This window comes from Pseudomonas sp. (assembly GCF_026224925.1).
Lineage (GTDB): Bacteria > Pseudomonadota > Gammaproteobacteria > Pseudomonadales > Pseudomonadaceae > Aquipseudomonas.
Window position 1 is genome coordinate 1 of record NZ_JAMFRV010000568.1, and the last position, 17849, is coordinate 17849.

The window sequence follows — 17849 nt, forward strand, 5'->3', positions numbered from 1 at the left end:
GCTGACCATTAACCAAAATGGCAACAGCAACACTGCCGGCACTGCCACCACTGCCGGCAGATCAGGTTCCAATGATAGATCCATCAGCAGTATCGTCACTAAAGGTGTCCCGATTTCCCAGACTGCTTCCTACAGTGCCCTGAACATCAACCAGACAGGCGACAACAACACTGCCGCTGCTAATCAGTCCGGCAATAACAACAATGCTGGCATCACTCAAACTGGCTCAGGCGGCCAAACTGCCAACCTTATCCAAGGTGGCGGTTGGAGCAATGCCAACATCGCTCAAGACACCAACGTGCTCACAACTGCATCTATTTCCCAAAATGCTGTTGGGTATGGCGGCACCAACAACACCGCCACAGTGACCCAGAGCGGTAACGGATTATCGAGTGCTGGCATTACTCAGAGCGGTAGCTACAACACTGGCTCAGTCAATCAGCAAAACAACCTCTTTACGACGGCTTCCCTCGGTCAAACAGGTAACGGCAACACAGGTTCGATTTATCAGCAAGGCAGCGTCGGTGTTAAGGCCACCCTCACACAAGGTGGCAACAACAACACCGGTTATGTGCAGCAAGTTTCCGCTTTTGATAGCTCAGCCAAAGCGACCCAGTCGGGTGACTTCAACACCGCCAACCTGTACCAGACGGGTAGTGATTTGAAGGCTGATGTTAGCCAGAACGGTACCGGTGACTACGCTTATACCAGCCAATCCAATAAATCTAACGACATTACTTTGACGCAAAATGGCGGCAACAATAACTCTGCTTCTGTCTACCAGACTGGCAACGGCAGCCGTAGCACTAACACTGTGGCCTTGACTCAATCGGGTAATAACTTGGTTGCTAGCGTTAGCCAAACTGTCGGCGGCGGCAACGTTGCCACGATCCTCCAGCACTAAGTTGTTCTACCCCGCCGGTTGTCCCGGCGGGTTTCCATTGGAGGAAAGTAATGCGCGCCCGCTTGATACCATTGATTGTATTCGCCGTAATGCTACTTGCTGGCTGTGTGAACACTCGACCTGCGTCGACCTTTTCCCCAGCTACCCTGTCGCCCCCTACACAAAGCTTGCGTGATTTAACTAACCTGCCAGCCCCTGCCGGTCCTATTGCCGTGGCGGTCTATGGCTTGCGCGACCAGACAGGTCAATACAAACCGTCGCCAGACAGTTCGTTTTCTACATCGGTGAGCCAGGGTGCTGCATCGCTCTTGATCACTGCGCTACGCGATTCGCGCTGGTTCAAACCGGTGGAACGCGAAAACCTGCAAGACCTGCTCACTGAACGCAAAATCATTCGTGCGTTAGAGCAACCGCAAGACAAAGCTCAGGTCCAGTTGCCAGCACTACGGCCGGCCAACATGTTGATTGAAGGCGCTATCGTCGCCTATGAAAGCAACGTGCGAACCGGCGGTATTGGCGTGCGCTACCTCGGGGTGGGGCCATCTGAGCTGTACCGGCAAGACCAGGTAACGATCAACCTGCGTGCGGTCGACATCCGTAGCGGCGAGATCATACAAAGCATCACGACCACCAAGACCATATTTTCGATTCAGGTGGACTTCGGTCTGTTCCGCTTCGTCTCGCTGCAGCATCTGCTGGAAGTCGAAACCGGTTTCTCGCGTAACGAACCCGTACAGCAATGTGTACGCGAAGCTATAGAAACCGCATTGATTCACTTGATCGCCCAAGGCGCGAAAGACGGTAGCTGGCGCTTGAAAAACCCGGACGATCTCAACAAGCCGTTGCTTCAAGGCTACCTGAAAAGCTACGACGAGCAGACCACGACAATACCGATGACTGCTTCCGAACGAGAATTGCTGCCAAACGGAGATAAAAATGGCACTCAAAAATAAGCGGTTTTGGCTGTTGGCCGTGGCGCTTTTTGTCACCAGCGCAGCGTGTCAGGCGGCTGACCTTGTGTCCGAACCTCGCTATGCCGACATCACGAGGGGCGGCAGCGTTGCCACCATTTCGCAAATCGGCTCGAATAACCAGACACAGGTAGATCAGGGCGGCTCCGCTCAACGGCTGACCCAAAGCCAAGTCGGTAATCGCAATGAGGCGGTAATTGCCCAAAGTGGCGCAAGAAACGTGATCTCGGCGCAACAAACGGGATTGAGCAACGGGCTGGATATTAACCAGTCCGGTCGCTATAACCAGGCTGGGGTCGCCCAGCAAGGCACCAATAACGCTGCCAACGTGATCCAGAGCGGTTCGTACAACCAAGCGTTCGTCGGTCAATATGGCCAGGCCAACCAGGCTTCAGTGAGTCAGTCCGGATTTGGCGGCACGGTCTCGGTTACCCAGTACGGCAACAACATGAGCGCCAACGTGACGCAGAGGTGAGCAGGATGATGGACTTTTCCCAACTGGCCGTGTCGATCGATACCCAGCGCAACGGCGGGGTTGTGATGATTCGTCCGCATATCGAAAACCCGACGCCTTTGACATTGCAGTACCGAATGACTGTGCGCCAAAGCAGCGCCGCGGGGAACTCAACTATTAATCAGCAGGGTGACATTCACAATGGCACCCCGTCCTCTAGCATAAGGCTAAGCCTGCCCGCCGGTGCGACGTGTCAGGTGCACCTGGAGGTTTTCCAGAACGAGACGCTGGTTAAAGAAATTGAGAACGCTTGCGAAGGGTAGTTACTCTCGTTCAAGTAACCTCATACGGCGTTCGGAGCAGGGATTGACCCGGTGTCGGACAGCCTTCTTCGTGCGGCCTGTCGAAGGTGCGTCGTGGTTCCTCACCACCGCGCTTACCTCATCACAGCTTTTTCTAAACCCGGCCAAGTGCCGGGTTTTTACTGGGATGTGAACTCGGCTGTGTGTCGTCAGCGTTGTATACAATTTCCGCCTAATAACTGAGCATAGAATTTGTCTCAGTCTTCCGAGTTATGCCCTTAAAAATATTATTTCTTTTATTTATCAATGAATTAAATATGTGGCACTTATCATCCTACAATAAACCGCTGGCGACAAAATTTGTCTTGGTACAGTATTGGGCTCAATAGACGATCCATTCGTATACAAAAATAAATACAATACGCGGGAGTCACACCCTGATGCAGCTCCACAGCCCTGTCGAATCCAGCCTCAATTTTACCTCTGCCGATCCTTCCCCTACGACCAGCAATCCAGCGCTCAGTCCACGACTGCACAACCCCGATTTAGCGCCCACGCGAATCGAAGGGCGGCGCTGGGGCGGCTATAGCATCTTTGCCCTGTGGACCAACGACGTGCACAACATTGCCAACTACTCCTTCGCCATGGGCCTCTACGCCTTGGGTTTAGGTGGTTGGCAGATTCTCATGTCGCTGCTGATCGGCGCGGGACTGGTGTATTTCTTCATGAACCTGTCCGGCTATATGGGCCAGAAAACCGGCGTACCGTTCCCGGTCATTAGCCGCATAAGCTTCGGTATCTATGGTGCGCAGGTGCCAGCATTAATCCGCGCAGTGATCGCCATCGCCTGGTTCGGCATTCAAACGTATCTAGCCTCGGTAGTGCTAAGGGTGTTGCTGACTGCCGTAGCGCCCAGCCTCGGGTCCTATGACCACAACCTGATTCTGGGGTTGTCGAGCCTGGGTTGGGTCTGCTTTATCAGCATCTGGCTGGTTCAACTGGCGATCCTGGCCTATGGCATGGAGATGGTGCGTCGCTACGAAGCATTTGCCGGTCCGATCATCCTCCTGACCGTGGCCAGCCTCGCCATCTGGATGTACATGCACGTTGATGGACAGGTGGCGTGGTCGACCCGCGAGCCGCTGCAAGGCGCCGAGATGTGGCGCAATATTTTTGCGGGTGGCGCTCTGTGGCTGACGATCTACGGCACGCTGATCCTCAATTTCTGCGATTTTGCCCGCTCAGCGCCGTCTCGCCGCTGCATTCGCCTCGGCAACTTCTGGGGGTTGCCGGTGAACATTCTGGCGTTTGCGGTCATCACCGTGATGCTGTGCGGCGCGCAATTCTCCATCGACGGGCACGTCATCCAAAGCCCCACAGAAATTATTCAATCGATTCCCAGCACTTTCTTTCTAGTGCTGGCCTGCCTTGCATTTCTGATCGTCACCGTGGCGGTGAACATCATGGCCAACTTCGTCGCACCTGCCTTCGTACTGAGCAACCTGGCCCCGCGCTTGCTGACGTTCCGTCGTGCGGGCCTGATAAGCGCAAGCGTAGCCGTGCTGATACTGCCGTGGAATTTGTACAACAGCCCCGTTGTGATTGTGTATTTTCTAGCCGGACTGGGCGCTTTGCTCGGCCCGTTGTACGGCATTATCACGGCCGATTACTGGCTGCTGCGCCGAGGCAAAGTCGACGTCCCACAGCTGTACAGTGAGGCTTGCGATGGTGCTTATCATTACCGTCATGGGGTCAACCCAAAGGCAGTGGCCGCTTTTGTTCCTGCGGCAGTGATTGCCATCGCGCTGGCGTTGGTTCCGGCTTTTGCTGCCGTGTCCGCTTTTTCTTGGCTGTTTGGCGCTGCCATTGCGGCAGCTGTGTATCTGCTAATCAGCGATCGGCATCAGGTGTTTGCGGATGTGAGTGGTGAGTCGATTGCGGTGGACAACGCTTCGCATTGAAAATAGTTGAGTAGAGGTGTGCGCCATATGAAGCGGGGTAACGGAAAATGTAGTCTTCGGCGCCACTCAGCACGCTGCCGCTCGCCCCTTGTGGGGTGCTGACCTGCAGGGCAGTAGTCCTCATTCGAGCAGGCCCTCTATCTCATCGAGCGTAGGCATGGCGGCGGGGACAACAGTCAATTCGCAGTCCAGCGCGACCAGCACTCGCGCATAGGCATTCATGGCTACTGACAGGCTGCCCTTTTCGATGGCGATTACCTTCTGCCGAGGCAGGCCCGCAAGTTCGGCAAGCGCAGCCTGGGTGAGGCCACGATTGAGGCGTTTCTCACGTATCTGTCGGCTCAGTCGCTGCGAGAGGGTTGATATGTCCATGTCTCGTATACGTTACTTTAAAATAGTAAGGTAACGTATACGGTACATTTGGTGGATGGCCAAATGAGGCGTTATCAAAACAGGGACGAGTGGTCCGTTTGAAGCGAAGGGTTTTCGATTGCTAGCGGCGCACTGGGACGGTCAGGTCAAGGCCAGGCTGCCGGCAGGCGAGTATCACCCACAAGGCGTACGCGCCGTCGACATCCCCAAATCCAAAGGCGGAACTCGCCACTTGGGCGTTCCCACTGTAGTAGATCGACTGATCCAGCAGGTATTGCTGCAACAGCTCACGTCAATTTTCGACCCGCCGAGCTGGCCTAATGATTCTGGACACCTTCATCGGGCGCTATGATGGCGCCCAAATTAGAGGTGTGGATTGACTAAAGCCATGCGGGTTTCCCCCTCGCGGAACACAGCGTGAGAGTGGGAGGCAAGACCATTCTGGCATTTGAGACATTACAGTCTGAATTTTCCGACCATCGCCTGCAGATGAACCCCCAAGCGGGCCAGTTCGACGCTGGACGCTGCCGTTTCTTCACTGGCAGCTGATGTCTGCTCAGAAATATCTCGGACGTTGATAACGCTGCGATTGATCTCTTCGGCTACTGCGCTCTGCTGCTCAGCGGCAGCGGCAATCTGTTGATTCATTGACTCGATGGTCGACACCGAGCGTGTGATGCCGCCCAGTGAAACACCCGCACGGCGGGTCAGCTCGACACTGCTGTCTGTCAACAAACGACTGTTTTCAAGGATGCTTGCCACTTGCTGGGTACCGCTTTGCAAACCGGTGATCAGCTGTTCGATCTCTTCGGTGGAGGTCTGGGTACGCTGAGCAAGACTGCGTACTTCATCAGCGACCACGGCGAACCCTCGGCCGGCCTCTCCGGCACGAGCTGCTTCGATGGCGGCGTTGAGCGCCAGTAGATTGGTCTGCTGAGCAACGGACTTGATCACATCCAGGACGCTTCCAATTTTGTCGCTTTCACGCTGGAGGTCCGTCATCGCTACAGTCGAACTCCCTACCTCGGTAGCCAAACGTTCGATCTGAACTATGGCCTGGCGGACCACTTCATTACCTTCGCGTGCTTCACGAGTGGCGTTGACCGCTGCATCGGAAGCGTTCTCGGCGTTACGTGCCACCTCTTGGACGGTGGCGGCCATTTCATTCATGGCCGTGGCCACCTGGTCAGTTTCGATCTTCTGGCTGTTCACCCCTGAGCTGGTCTGCTCCGTGACGGTCGAAAGCTCCTCGGCAGCGCTGGCAATCTGGATTACACCGTCGCGCAGCCCACCGATCAACTCACGCAGATTGATCGTCATGCGCTGCATGCTGTGTTGCAACATGCCAAGCTCGTCTCGACGTGACACCACTTGATCATTCGTCAGGTCGCCATTGGCCACCTGCTCGGCACTGCGGAGGGTTTCCATTAATGGGCCAACGATCAGGCGCGTTATGAGCCAGGCAGCCAGAATACCAAGCAGTAAGGCGCCAAGGGTCGCTCCACTCAGTAGGTTTCGCGCGCCCAGAACATCTTGGCCACGCAGGTCGGCTTGGTTCTGCGCCAGTGCCTTGCTGGCTGCAAAAAGGCTCGTGATGTCATCATTGAGAGCCTGTTGTGCCTTGCCAGCCTTGGCTTGGGCATCACTGAACTGGCCAACAGTCGATCGGTAAGTAACGAGCGCTGCCTGCAGGCGCTGCACACTATCTGCCTGTGCGCCTGGCAGAAGTTCACCGACGGTTTTTGTGTAGGCGCTGGCTTCATCAATAGCTTTTTTGGCGGGCTCTTCGAGTTCGGCTTTGAGACTGTAGGTGTACCCGCGAACTTGAAACCGTGCCTGTTCGACTAACGCTTGGGCTTTTACCACAGCAGCAACTTGTATTGGGTCGCCAGCGTTTAAAGCGACACTGCCTTCAAGCTTGTGCAGTTCAGCCACTGCAGCGTCGGCATTATTGCCAAAAACTGCGCGCGTCGCCTCGCGAGCCTGAATGGCCTGGGTAAAGTCTGTGAAGTGCGCGCGATAACGCTTCACCGACTCAGTGGCTGATTCAATGTGGGGAATATCGAGCGCCGAATCAAAAACTGAACGGCTGTAGGTCAGATGACTGTCCAGGTTGTCCAGCAGCTTGACCACCACCGCCTCATGTTCTGCATCGTAATTCAGGGTGTAAGACAAGCGCCCAATCCGCGTGTCCCTCGCCAAGTCGTTCAGTTTAGCGATGTCCAGAACCCTGTCGCCGCGCTCACTTAACGACTGGACTCCTGACCACCCGGCCAAGGCTATCAGTATCGTCAACACCAGCACCATGCCATAGCCCAAGGTGAGCTTGGATCTAACGCTGATGTTTTCCAGCATCCTGCTAATCACTGAGAACATAATATTTCCTCTGTGCTCATAAAGTTAAACTCGTGAAGACGTTCTTGTCCTCGAGTTAGCAGTCCATAAGATTGGTTATCGACCACATTAGTCGAAAGTAGAGCCTCGGAACGGATCGTTGGCGCTCGGAGTGCCTAGCCGTCTCAAATTCCATGGATCGGCGATCAATGATGTTGAGCAGATACACCCGTACCACTTGTCGACGTGTCGGGAGGGTATCGTTTTGTATGACGTTGTCGATGCCCAGAGTTGAGCCGAACCCGCTTGCCACTTTGGGGATGAAAAAGAAGAAGGGAAAAACAGCGGGCGCCCCGAAAATCCCCGAAGAGTCGGGGGTTATTTTCGGGTGAAAGTTTTCAGGTGTGGACGGTTTTTGGACGTTTTACCTTTTTGGCAATGTTCAAGCCCGGCATTTTCAGAGCCCTAAAACGCCAAAAGCCGCGCAATGCGCGGCTTTCAAGATGGTGGGCCCAGTAGGACTCGAACCTACGACCAAGGGATTATGAGTCCCCTGCTCTAACCAACTGAGCTATAGGCCCTCAGTAGGTCGCGGATTATAGCGATGGTTTCTCGGCTGTGCTATCCGAAAAGTCCGAAACATTCATACGAAGAAATTTCGCGCAGAATTCTTCGGCGCGAAGCGGCAGGCTGACGATGTATCCCTGGATCTGTTCACAGCCTTCCAGGGCGAGGAATTCCTGCTGTTCTTCGGTTTCAACACCCTCGGCGATGACGGTCAGTTGCATGCTGCGGCCGAGGGCGATGATGGCGCGGACGATGGCGGCGTCGTGGGGATCGTCGGGTAAGCCGCGAACGAAAGACTGGTCAATCTTGAGGATGTCCAGCGGCAAGCGCTTCAGGTAGCTGAGCGAGGAGTAGCCGGTGCCGAAGTCGTCGATGGCCAGCTGCACGCCGATTTTTTTCAGCTTGTGCAGCACGGCCAGCGCTTCTTCGGCTTGGCTCATGATGAAGTTTTCGGTGATCTCCAGTTGCAGGCAGCCGGGGCGCAGGTTGCACTCTTTGAGCAATTGCTCGATGCGTTGTAGAAGGTTGGGCTGGCGCAGCTGTGCGCCTGCGAGGTTCACCGAGAGTGGGCCAAACGGTTTGTAGGTTTTATTCCACTCGCACATCTGCCGGCAGGCGTTTTCCAGCACCCAATCCCCGATTTGCATGATCGTGCCGTTTTCTTCGGCCAGAGGGATGAAGTGCTCGGGCGGCACGTCGCCAAAGGTCGGGTGACGCCAACGAAGAAGTGCTTCTGCGCCCACCAAACGTTGGGACAGCAAGCTGAGTTTCGGTTGATAGCAGAGGGTGAACTGGTTGCGCTCGATGGCGCGTCTGAGTTCATGCTCCAGCGCGATCCGTTCGCTGGCCTGGGCGGTTAGGTCGCGGGTGTAGCTTTCCACCCGGTTACGGCCCTTGGCTTTGGAGCGGTACATCGCGGCGTCGGCGTTTTTAATCAGCGTCGCCACATCATTGCCGTCGGCAGGGAACAGGCAGGTGCCAATGCTGGCACTGATGAAAAACTCATGTTCGCCCGCTTGGAATGGCGCGCTGAAGCACGCCAATAGCTTGTTTGCGACGATTTCTGCGTCATTGGCGTGCGCCAGACCGGGCAGCAGAATGATGAATTCATCGCCCCCTAGGCGCGAGACAGTGTCCACGTCGCGCAGCTGTTCTTTGAGGCGCTGGGCGATGCCTTTGAGCAACAGATCGCCCACTGGATGGCCTAGGCTGTCGTTGATGTGCTTGAAGCGGTCTAGATCGAGGAAAAGTACGGCGCCTTGGCCGCTGGCTTCCTGACTATGGCAGAGCGCAGTTTGCAGGCGGCTTTCGAACAGGGTGCGATTGGGCAGGCCGGTGAGGGGGTCGTGGTGCGCCTGATAGTCGAGACTGGCTTGCGCGTGCTTGAGGCTTGAGATATCTGCGAACACTGCAACGAAATGCGTGACCACCTGCTCCGGATTTCGCACAGCGCTGATGGTAAGCCAGCTCGGGTACAACTCACCGTTTTTGCGACGGTTACTGATTTCGCCCTGCCAATGACCCTCGGCGGTCAGTTGGTACCACATGGCTGCATAAAACGCGCTGTCATGCTGGCCCGATGCGAGTAGGCGCGGTGTCATGCCCAAGGCTTCTTGTTCGCTGTAGCCGGTAATCTCGGTGAAGGCACGGTTCACTGCATTGATGTTCTGCAGGGTGTCAGTGATCAACACACCTTCGGCGGTGCTTTCGAATACGGTGGCGGCCAACAGCAGCTTTTCTTGCATCTGTTGGCGCTCGGTGATGTCGCGGGCAATGGTCAGCATGCAGCTTTCACCGCCAATGGGCAGCGGCCTTGCAGAAACCTCACACAGCCTTATCTCTCCGTCCTTGCGGCGTATATGGCTAATGAAGTCACGCACGTAGCCATCGCGCTGAAGCAGCGTGAGCATCATGTCTCGCTGTTTAAGGTTGGCCCATATACCGAGATCGATGGTCGAGCGGTCGAGTGACATCGCGCCGCTGTAGCCTGTGATGTGGGTATAGCCGTCGTTGACTTCGATTAACAGACCGTCGCTCAGGCGGGTGATGAGCATGCCGTCTGGCGATGAGTGAAACGCCTTGGCAAACTTCTCCTCAGAGATTTGCAGTTGCTGTTGCGCGTCTTTAAGTGGGCTGATGTCACGAACTACCACCACCAACGCCGGGGTAGAGTCGAGGTCGAAGGTTTCGGCCGAGATCAGTCCGGTGAACAAGCGGCCATCGACGCGTCGAAAGGGCAGTTCAAGGTTGCGAATGCTGCCACTCTGCAGGCGCATCAGAAGGCTTGGACCGATGCCTGGAATGCCCCAGATATTCAATTCGGTAGGGGTTTTGCCGATGACTTGGTCTGCTGCAAGTCCTATCTGTTCTTCGAATGCTTTGTTTACCTCAAGGATGCATCCGTCGGATAGCCGGGCAATAACTAAAATATCCGGGCATTGAGTGAACACCGAGGCGAACTTTCCTTCGGACAAACGAAGGGCATTCTCGGTTTGCTTGGTTTCACTGATGTCGATCATCAGGCCGCGCATTACTTTTACTTGGCCATGCTCGATCAAACTGACGATATTACGAATCCAGATGACCTTGCCATCCGCTCGATAGACGCGGTAATCATGGCTATGGCCCCGGCCTAGACGGGTTTCCTGATCACAAAAGCGTTGCGCTTGCACGACATCTGCCGGGTGCACAATGCTGTGCCAAAAGCCAGGCTCGAGCCAGCGAGCCAGTGAGTAACCAAGCAGGTTTACCGCATGAGGTGATACGTAGCTGTAGGTGTAATCAACTACGTTTGCCTCCCAAGCAATGGCCGAAAGGCTCTCTACCAGCCCGCGGTAATGGTATTCGCTGGTGCGCAGTTCTTGTTCCAGTGCGACGCGGCGGGCGATTTCCGAACTCAGGCGGCGGTTGATGCGAATCACCACAACCAACACGATGGACAGCAATAACAGGCCTGGGAGGCCATAGAAAAGAAAACCCCGCCAGAACCTCGGGTGGTGGATTGTGCCTCCAACCCAGCGCTCTTGAATGCTGCTGATGTCTGTAGGGCTCAAGTCTGCAAACGTCTTGTTCAGAATGCCGAGCAATATCTTTTGCTCTCGCGGAACTGCCATTGCCAGTTGGTAGCGGTAGGGCGTTTCACCACTGACATAAATGCCTTCGAGATTTAACTGGCGCAGGCTCCAGACACTGGACGCCAAATCACCTACCACCGCATCGACTTCGCCCATAGCCAAGGCCTTTAAGGCCGAGCCGACGTTGGGTAATGGCGTCAGATGAAGTTCGGGGTGCTGGGCGCGCAGGAGTTCGTGGGGCGCGTAATTGTCGACGACTGCGACCTTCAGGCCTTCGAGATCGTTTAGATTGCGCGGCTGTACGCCACCTTTGTGGGCGAGGATGACGATCGGAAAATCCAGATAGGGCAGGGTAAACGCCAGATACCGCTGCCGTTCGGGTGTTGACATGGCGCTGGGTAACAGGTCGATATCGCCCGTTTTGGCTTTGTTCAGCACCTCATTCCAACTCTTTTGCGCAATCGGTTTCAAGGTGATCCCGAGTCGCTTTTCGATCAGCAAAACGTATTCTGCTGCAAGCCCTCGATAGTTTCCTTGGGCGTCGCGAAACTCAAAGGGTGGCCACGAGTCGTCCACTCCGAGACGAAGTTCTTTGTGTGAACTAAGCCAGCCTTTCTCCTCATCGGAAAGAGTCAGGGCGTTAGCCGTTACTGTCGCGCCGCACATGTAGATTAAGAAAACGGCCGGCAGTCGTGACATGGCAGCCTCAATATAGGCAGTCGGTAATGAGACGAGTGTAGTCGGGCCGAAGCAGGTGGGGGGGCGGGAGGAACTTAATTCTGCAGAATGCAAAACCCCCAGCGAGCCGGGGGTTTTGGTGTTGCCTATCTACTTATGCGTGAAGCTTACTCGTCGAGGAACGAGCGTAGATGCTCGCTTCGCGTCGGGTGGCGCAGCTTGCGCAACGCCTTGGCCTCGATCTGACGAATTCGCTCACGCGTTACGTCAAACTGTTTACCGACCTCTTCCAGCGTATGGTCAGTATTCATGTCGATGCCGAAGCGCATGCGCAGAACCTTGGCTTCACGGGCGGTAAGGCCCGAGAGTACTTCGCGCGTTGCTTCTTTGAGGCTTTCGACCGTGGCGACATCGATTGGCGACTGCATAGTCGAGTCTTCGATGAAGTCACCCAAGTGCGAATCTTCGTCGTCACCAATCGGCGTTTCCATGGAGATCGGCTCTTTAGCGATCTTCAATACCTTGCGGATTTTATCCTCGGGCATTTCCATGCGTTCGCCCAGCTCTTCCGGGGTCGGTTCGCGACCCATTTCCTGCAACATCTGCCGGGAAATACGGTTGAGCTTGTTGATGGTCTCGATCATGTGCACCGGAATACGGATGGTGCGGGCCTGGTCGGCGATCGAGCGAGTGATCGCCTGACGGATCCACCAGGTGGCATAAGTCGAGAACTTGTAACCACGACGGTATTCGAACTTGTCCACCGCTTTCATCAAGCCGATGTTGCCTTCCTGGATTAGATCGAGGAATTGCAAGCCACGGTTTGTGTACTTCTTGGCGATGGAGATCACCAGACGCAAGTTCGCTTCAACCATCTCTTTCTTCGCGCGGCGGGCCTTGGCCTCACCGATCGACATGCGACGGTTGATGTCCTTGATCTCGGAAATCTTCAAACCTGTTTCGGTTTCGAGTGCGGTCAGCTTCTGCTGGCAACGCTGGATATCGACTTGCAGGCGGCCAATGGCTTCAGCGTATTTGCTTTTGCCTTTAGCCAGCGCGTCGGTCCAGCTTTCGTCGACTTCGTTGCCTGGGAACTGGCGAAGGAAATCGGCGCGAGGCATACGTGCATCACGTACACACAGCTGCATGATTGCGCGCTCTTGAGCACGTAAGCGCTCTAGTGCACCGCGAACACGCTCGACCAGGCCTTCAAACTGTTTAGGAACCAGTTTGATCGGCATGAACAGCAAAGCCAGCTCTACCAGTTCGGCAGTTGCTTGCTTGCTGCCACGACCATGCTTCTTCAGCGCTTTGCGGGTGATTTCCATTTGATCGGAAACCGCACCGAAGCGCGCTGCAGCAATGATCGGGTCAGGGCCGCTTTCGACCTCTTCCTCTTCGTCGGTTGCACCTTCCTTGTCTTCTTCTTCGTCGTCGTCGCCTTCTGGCTTCGCCGCTTTGGGATCTACAGGAGGTGGGACCTCGGCCGGAGCCGCAATGCCGTCGTCCGGGTCGATATAACCGCTCAGAACGTCAGAAAGGCGTCCACCTTCGGTCGTAACTCGTGTGTACTCGGAAAGAATATGGTCAACCGTGCCAGGGAAGTGCGCGATTGCGCCCATCACTTCACGGATGCCTTCTTCAATACGCTTGGCGATTTCAATTTCGCCTTCACGAGTCAGAAGCTCGACCGTACCCATTTCACGCATATACATGCGCACGGGGTCGGTGGTGCGACCAATGTCGGTCTCAACTGCCGCCAATGCTGCGGCCGCTTCTTCTGCGGCCGCCTCATCGGTGTCAGCTTGAGCCAACAGGAGTGCATCCGCATCCGGGGCACTCTCGAATACGTTGATCCCCATGTCGTTAATCATGCGGATGATGTCTTCCACTTGCTCCGGATCTGAAATATCTTCGGGCAGGTGGTCGTTGACCTCCGCGTAAGTCAGGTAACCCTGCTCACGACCTCGGGTGATCAACTCTTTGAGGCGAGACTGCTGTTGCGCTTTTCCGGACATAACACCCTATCCACTGAAGGTCTTGGCGGGCAAAAAACAAGCCGAGGATTATACCCGAGCTATGACCTCACGCGCCAGTTGAGGTCGGGTTTTGTGCAGGAACATTACGAATTAATAGGTCGCGTAGTTGAGTTTTCTCTTCTGCGCTTAGCTCGGATTGCCGTGCTTTCCTGATTAGATGTTCCAGGCTGCGCTCGCGTTGGCGGGCGGATAAGCTAGTTATAGTGTCGAAAAACTGTTGTTCAAGGTTATCGGCCTCAATCAGCCATTCTTTCTCTGCTAATGCGCGTAACAGTCGGCCTTGTTCTGTGCCATGCCAGCGCGCAATCAGTTGAAGTGAACGCAACTTCGGATTTTTCTGCAGTGCTTCGAGCAGAGCGACCAGTAATTGCGCGTAAATATGATCTTCTGCAGCAAAGTGGCTGGCATCTTCGACTTTCTCGGCCAGTTGCGGATGATGCAGGAGCGTTCTCAGTGCGGTCAGCGTTGGCGGTTCTACCGTCGCTGGCGTGCGGGGCCCGCGGGGTTCGAAGTCAGGTCGTTTGCCCTTCTTGTCCCAAGGTTTCTTTTCCCATTTTTTCTGACTACCGGCTTTCTTGGTCCACTCCGGTTGCGCTTCATAACCATTGTCTGGCTGAAAGTCAGCGTAGTCCGGTATGGCGTCGTAATCGATATTCGGGTCATAACTGGGTGGCGCTTCTTGCGGCGCGCTCTGCACCAGTTGATGCATGGCCTCAGTGTTGAGTCCGGTGATTTCAGTTAGGCGCTGACGCATCAGCGTTCGTAAATTGGCGCCCGGTACTTTGTCGATCAGCGGCGCAGCCAGGGTTGCCATGTGGGCTTTACCCTCCAGCGAGCGCGGGTCGGCCTCTTTGGTCAACTGCTCGAAAAAGTAGTCAGCCAGCGGTTGTGCGTGCTGGTTGATCCGCGCCTTGAACGCGTCGGTTCCTTCGGAACGGACCAGCGTGTCTGGGTCTTCGCCTTCGGGCAGGAATAAAAATCGTGCCCGGCGTCCGTCCTGAAGGCTCGGCAATGCGGCCTCTAGCGCGCGCCAGGCAGCATTGCGGCCAGCCTGATCGCCGTCGAAACAAAACAGTACGTTGGGCACCACCCGAAAAAGTTTCTTGAGGTGGTCTTCGCTGGTGGCGGTGCCTAGCGTGGCGACGGCATTACGCAAGCCCTGTTGGGCGAGGGCGATGACGTCCATGTAGCCCTCGACGACTATTATTTCGTCAAGGTTGCGGCTGTACTTTCGCGCTTCGAACAGGCCGTACAGCTCCTGTCCTTTATGAAATACGGGCGTTTCCGGTGAGTTCAAGTACTTGGGCTTGTCGTCACCCAGTACTCTGCCGCCAAAAGCGATGACTCGTCCACGACTGTCGCGGATAGGAAACATCACGCGGTCGCGAAAGCGGTCGTAGCGTTTGCCCGTCTCGGCATTTTCAATCAGCAGGCCAGCATCGATCATGGTCTTCTGCTGGAGCGTGTCACTGCTCAAGTGTTTGTGTAGGTTGTCCCAGCCGGGCGGGGCAAAGCCAAGGCCAAAATCGCGGGCGATTTCTCCCGACAGCCCCCGGCCTTTCAAGTAATCCACCGCGGCTTTGCGCGTTGGGTGGCTTTTCAGGGCCTGGCGGTAAAACTCGGCAGCTGCCGTCAGTAGGGGGTAAAGCGGTGAATCAGTAGGCTGACGGGGCTTTTGCCCTTTGACGCTCTGTTCGCGCGGCACTTCCATGCCAGCGGCTTTAGCAAGTTCTTCGACGGCCTGAGGAAAGTCCAGGTTGTCGTGGTCCATCATGAAGCCCAGTGCGTTACCGCCTGCGCCGCAACCAAAGCAGTAATAAAACTGTTTGTCGGGGCTGACGCTGAACGATGGGGTTTTTTCTTTGTGGAATGGGCAGCAGGCGCTGTAGTTCTTCCCGGTTTTCTTCAATTGCAGACGTGAGCTGACAACATCGACAATGTCGGTGCGGTTCAACAGGTCGTCAATGAAGCTTTGGGGAATTAGCCCGGCCATGGCGTTCTCATCATCAGACTGCCCGCCAGCAAAATCGTGGCGAAACTAATACGCAGCGACATTGGCCATTACGAGCCAGTGTGTTCACTAAGCTGACATTGAGAGACGCTACCTGATTGAGCTCCTTTCGAAGATCAATTAGGCGTGCTCGTCATGTGCATTGGTCGTCGTCAGTGTAGACGTGATCGATGCAACCTGAGTCGTTGTCGAGTCAGAGCAAGACGTGTCTTGACGGGATTTGTCTTAGTCGCAGTTGACGTGCACCTGCGGCTTAGACAGCCTCTGTCAATGGATCATGAGGCTTGATGTGCAACTGCCGGCAGCCCGACTTTTAGGCCGGGCGTGGCAGAAGCGTGCGACGGATGTCTGTAAATTAATACAGACGAACGGCGCGGCGCTGCTCGCGCTGAACTTTCTTGGCGTGACGCTTAACAGCGGCTGCTGCTTTGCGTTTACGCTCAGAAGTCGGCTTCTCGTAAAATTCGCGGCTACGAACTTCAGCCAGAACACCGGCTTTTTCGCAGGAGCGCTTGAAACGACGCAGAGCTACGTCGAAGGGTTCGTTCTCTTTAACTTTGACGGCTGGCATCCAGAGCTACCTTCTTTCATTACCGGGGTCAACGCCTGGTGCAAAAACTGCACTTAAGTACGTCGGTTTTTAAGGGTTGCGGATGTTAACCCCTCATTGAGAGGAATGCAAAGCCTCTGATCGAAAAGCGCTGGCCGGGGCCTGGAGCGACGACTATTATGCGCGCCTTCGATTCAGCCTCTACAAGGCGCAAACCCATGCTAGTACTGGGATTAGAGACATCGTGCGACGAAACTGGTGTCGCACTTTACGACAGTGAAAAAGGCTTGCTGGCTGACGCTCTGTTCAGTCAGATAGACCTGCATCGCGCTTACGGCGGTGTTGTGCCGGAGCTGGCTTCAAGGGATCACGTGAAGCGCATGCTGCCCTTAATCCGCCAAGTATTGGCCGAAGCGGGCTGTGTCGCGACCGAAATCGATGCCATTGCTTATACCGCAGGCCCCGGCCTGGTTGGCGCTCTATTGGTTGGTGCCTCCTGTGCGCAGGCATTGGCATTCGCGTGGGGGATTCCTGCCTTGGGCGTGCACCACATGGAAGGACACCTGCTGGCGCCTATGCTGGAAGAGAATCCGCCGCAGTTCCCGTTCGTCGCTTTATTGGTCTCCGGCGGCCATACGCAGTTGGTTCGGGTCGACGGCATTGGTGAGTACGAGCTAATGGGCGAGACCCTGGATGACGCCGCGGGTGAAGCCTTCGACAAGACGGCGAAGATGATGGGCCTGCATTATCCGGGCGGTCCGGAAATCGCTCGGCTGGCAAGTCAGGGTGTACCTGGACGCTTTGTATTTCCACGGCCGATGACCGATCGACCAGGTCTGGATTTCAGTTTCAGTGGTCTGAAAACCTCCGCCCTGAATACGTGGCAGCAACGCCAAAGCGCTGGAGACGACAGTGAGCAAACCCGCTGCGACATCTCTCTGGCCTTCCAGCATGCGGTGGTAGAGACTTTGACCATCAAGTGCAAGCGAGCCCTCAAGCAAGCCGGCCTCAAGCGCTTGGTCATTGCCGGTGGGGTCAGCGCTAACAAGGCGTTGCGTGTGTCGTTGGAGAAAATGCTCGGGGAGCTGCATGGCAATGTGTTTTATGCACGGCCAGAGTTCTGCACGGATAACGGCGCGATGATCGCGTTCGCCGGGTGCCAGCGTTTGCAGGCCGGGCAGAAAGAAGAGTTGAACATCAGTGTGCAAGCGCGGTGGCCGATGGAGCAGTTGTCCGGGTTGTGACGGGTGTCAATCTGAGTCGGGTTCATCCGGAACATTTAAAAATGCCGTTCGCGCCCTGCAAACAGGTCGCGTAAATTACCGCGGTGGCGCCAGACAACAAGTACGGTGAGGATGCTCATTGGCAGCAGCGCTTCTGGTTGTTGCCATGCCAGCACCGGCAAGGCGAGTGGGGTGGCAATCAGGGCGGCCAGCGAGCTGGTGCGGGTCAACAGCAACACCAGCAGCCAGGCGCAGATCGCGACGGCGGCGGCAGGCGGGTACAGTCCCAGCAACATGCCGGCTGCCGTTGCAACGCCCTTGCCGCCTCGAAAGCGGAAGTACACCGGAAAAAGATGGCCGAGTACCGCGCAAAGTCCTACCCAGGCTTGATCTTGCAGGTTGAGGCCAA

General features: G+C 55.7%; 12 protein-coding genes, 1 tRNA gene and 2 pseudogenes. 7 read left to right on the top strand and 8 right to left on the bottom strand.

Annotated elements, in window-relative coordinates:
* From M0974_RS23780 to M0974_RS23800, 5 genes and pseudogenes are all read left to right on the top strand, one after another.
* Positions 1 to 904: pseudogene (locus tag M0974_RS23780) on the top strand (hypothetical protein); the annotation flags it as partial.
* Positions 905 to 954: 50 nt separating this feature from the next.
* Positions 955 to 1857, top strand: a complete 903-nt coding sequence (locus tag M0974_RS23785) for a CsgG/HfaB family protein (protein ID WP_297842708.1) — start codon at positions 955 to 957, stop codon at positions 1855 to 1857.
* Positions 1841 to 2350: a curlin-associated protein gene (locus M0974_RS23790; protein ID WP_297842711.1), complete on the top strand. Its 510-nt coding sequence runs from the start codon at positions 1841 to 1843 to the stop codon at positions 2348 to 2350. Before M0974_RS23785 ends, M0974_RS23790 begins: the two co-directional genes overlap by 17 nt.
* Positions 2351 to 2355: 5 nt before the next feature.
* Positions 2356 to 2652, top strand: coding sequence for a curli-like amyloid fiber formation chaperone CsgH (csgH, locus tag M0974_RS23795; RefSeq protein WP_297842714.1), 297 nt, complete (start codon positions 2356 to 2358; stop codon positions 2650 to 2652).
* A 419-nt stretch (positions 2653 to 3071) separates the two neighbouring features.
* Positions 3072 to 4592 carry an NCS1 family nucleobase:cation symporter-1 gene (locus M0974_RS23800; protein ID WP_297842716.1) on the top strand — a complete coding sequence of 507 codons (1521 nt, stop codon included), beginning with the start codon at positions 3072 to 3074 and terminating at the stop codon, positions 4590 to 4592.
* A 120-nt stretch (positions 4593 to 4712) separates the two neighbouring features.
* Here the strand turns inward: M0974_RS23800 and M0974_RS23805 are convergent, their stop codons facing one another.
* Positions 4713 to 4964: a helix-turn-helix domain-containing protein gene (locus M0974_RS23805; RefSeq protein ID WP_297842718.1), complete on the bottom strand. Its 252-nt coding sequence runs from the start codon at positions 4962 to 4964 to the stop codon at positions 4713 to 4715.
* A 145-nt stretch (positions 4965 to 5109) separates the two neighbouring features.
* Here M0974_RS23805 and M0974_RS23810 point away from each other — a divergent pair.
* A pseudogene (locus M0974_RS23810) lies at positions 5110 to 5271 on the top strand (group II intron reverse transcriptase/maturase); the annotation flags it as partial.
* A 149-nt stretch (positions 5272 to 5420) separates the two neighbouring features.
* Here M0974_RS23810 and M0974_RS23815 read toward each other — a convergent pair.
* The 6 genes from M0974_RS23815 to rpsU all read right to left on the bottom strand — a co-directional run bounded on the left by M0974_RS23815 (position 5421) and on the right by rpsU (position 16238).
* Positions 5421 to 7340 (bottom strand): methyl-accepting chemotaxis protein, encoded by a 1920-nt coding sequence (locus M0974_RS23815; RefSeq protein WP_297842721.1) that lies wholly within the window; start codon positions 7338 to 7340, stop codon positions 5421 to 5423.
* A gap of 462 nt (positions 7341 to 7802) precedes the next feature.
* Positions 7803 to 7879: transfer RNA gene (locus M0974_RS23820), tRNA-Ile, on the bottom strand.
* A gap of 15 nt (positions 7880 to 7894) precedes the next feature.
* Entirely contained in the window at positions 7895 to 11638 is a 3744-nt protein-coding gene (locus tag M0974_RS23825; protein WP_297842726.1) for a bifunctional diguanylate cyclase/phosphodiesterase, read from the bottom strand.
* Between the two features lie 146 nt (positions 11639 to 11784).
* The gene (gene rpoD, locus M0974_RS23830) at positions 11785 to 13635 is read right to left on the bottom strand and encodes an RNA polymerase sigma factor RpoD (protein WP_297842728.1); all 1851 of its coding nucleotides are present in this window, start codon (positions 13633 to 13635) and stop codon (positions 11785 to 11787) included.
* A 67-nt stretch (positions 13636 to 13702) separates the two neighbouring features.
* Positions 13703 to 15649, bottom strand: coding sequence for a DNA primase (gene dnaG, locus M0974_RS23835; protein ID WP_297842730.1), 1947 nt, complete (start codon positions 15647 to 15649; stop codon positions 13703 to 13705).
* A 373-nt stretch (positions 15650 to 16022) separates the two neighbouring features.
* Entirely contained in the window at positions 16023 to 16238 is a 216-nt protein-coding gene (gene rpsU / locus M0974_RS23840; RefSeq protein ID WP_002551877.1) for a 30S ribosomal protein S21, read from the bottom strand.
* A 197-nt stretch (positions 16239 to 16435) separates the two neighbouring features.
* On the opposite strand from rpsU, the gene tsaD reads away from it, so the two are divergent.
* Positions 16436 to 17461, top strand: a complete 1026-nt coding sequence (gene tsaD / locus M0974_RS23845; RefSeq protein WP_297842735.1) for a tRNA (adenosine(37)-N6)-threonylcarbamoyltransferase complex transferase subunit TsaD — start codon at positions 16436 to 16438, stop codon at positions 17459 to 17461.
* A 35-nt stretch (positions 17462 to 17496) separates the two neighbouring features.
* Here the strand turns inward: tsaD and M0974_RS23850 are convergent.
* Positions 17497 to 17849: glycerol-3-phosphate acyltransferase (locus M0974_RS23850; RefSeq protein WP_297842737.1), on the bottom strand; the 353-nt coding region annotated here is incomplete at its 5' end.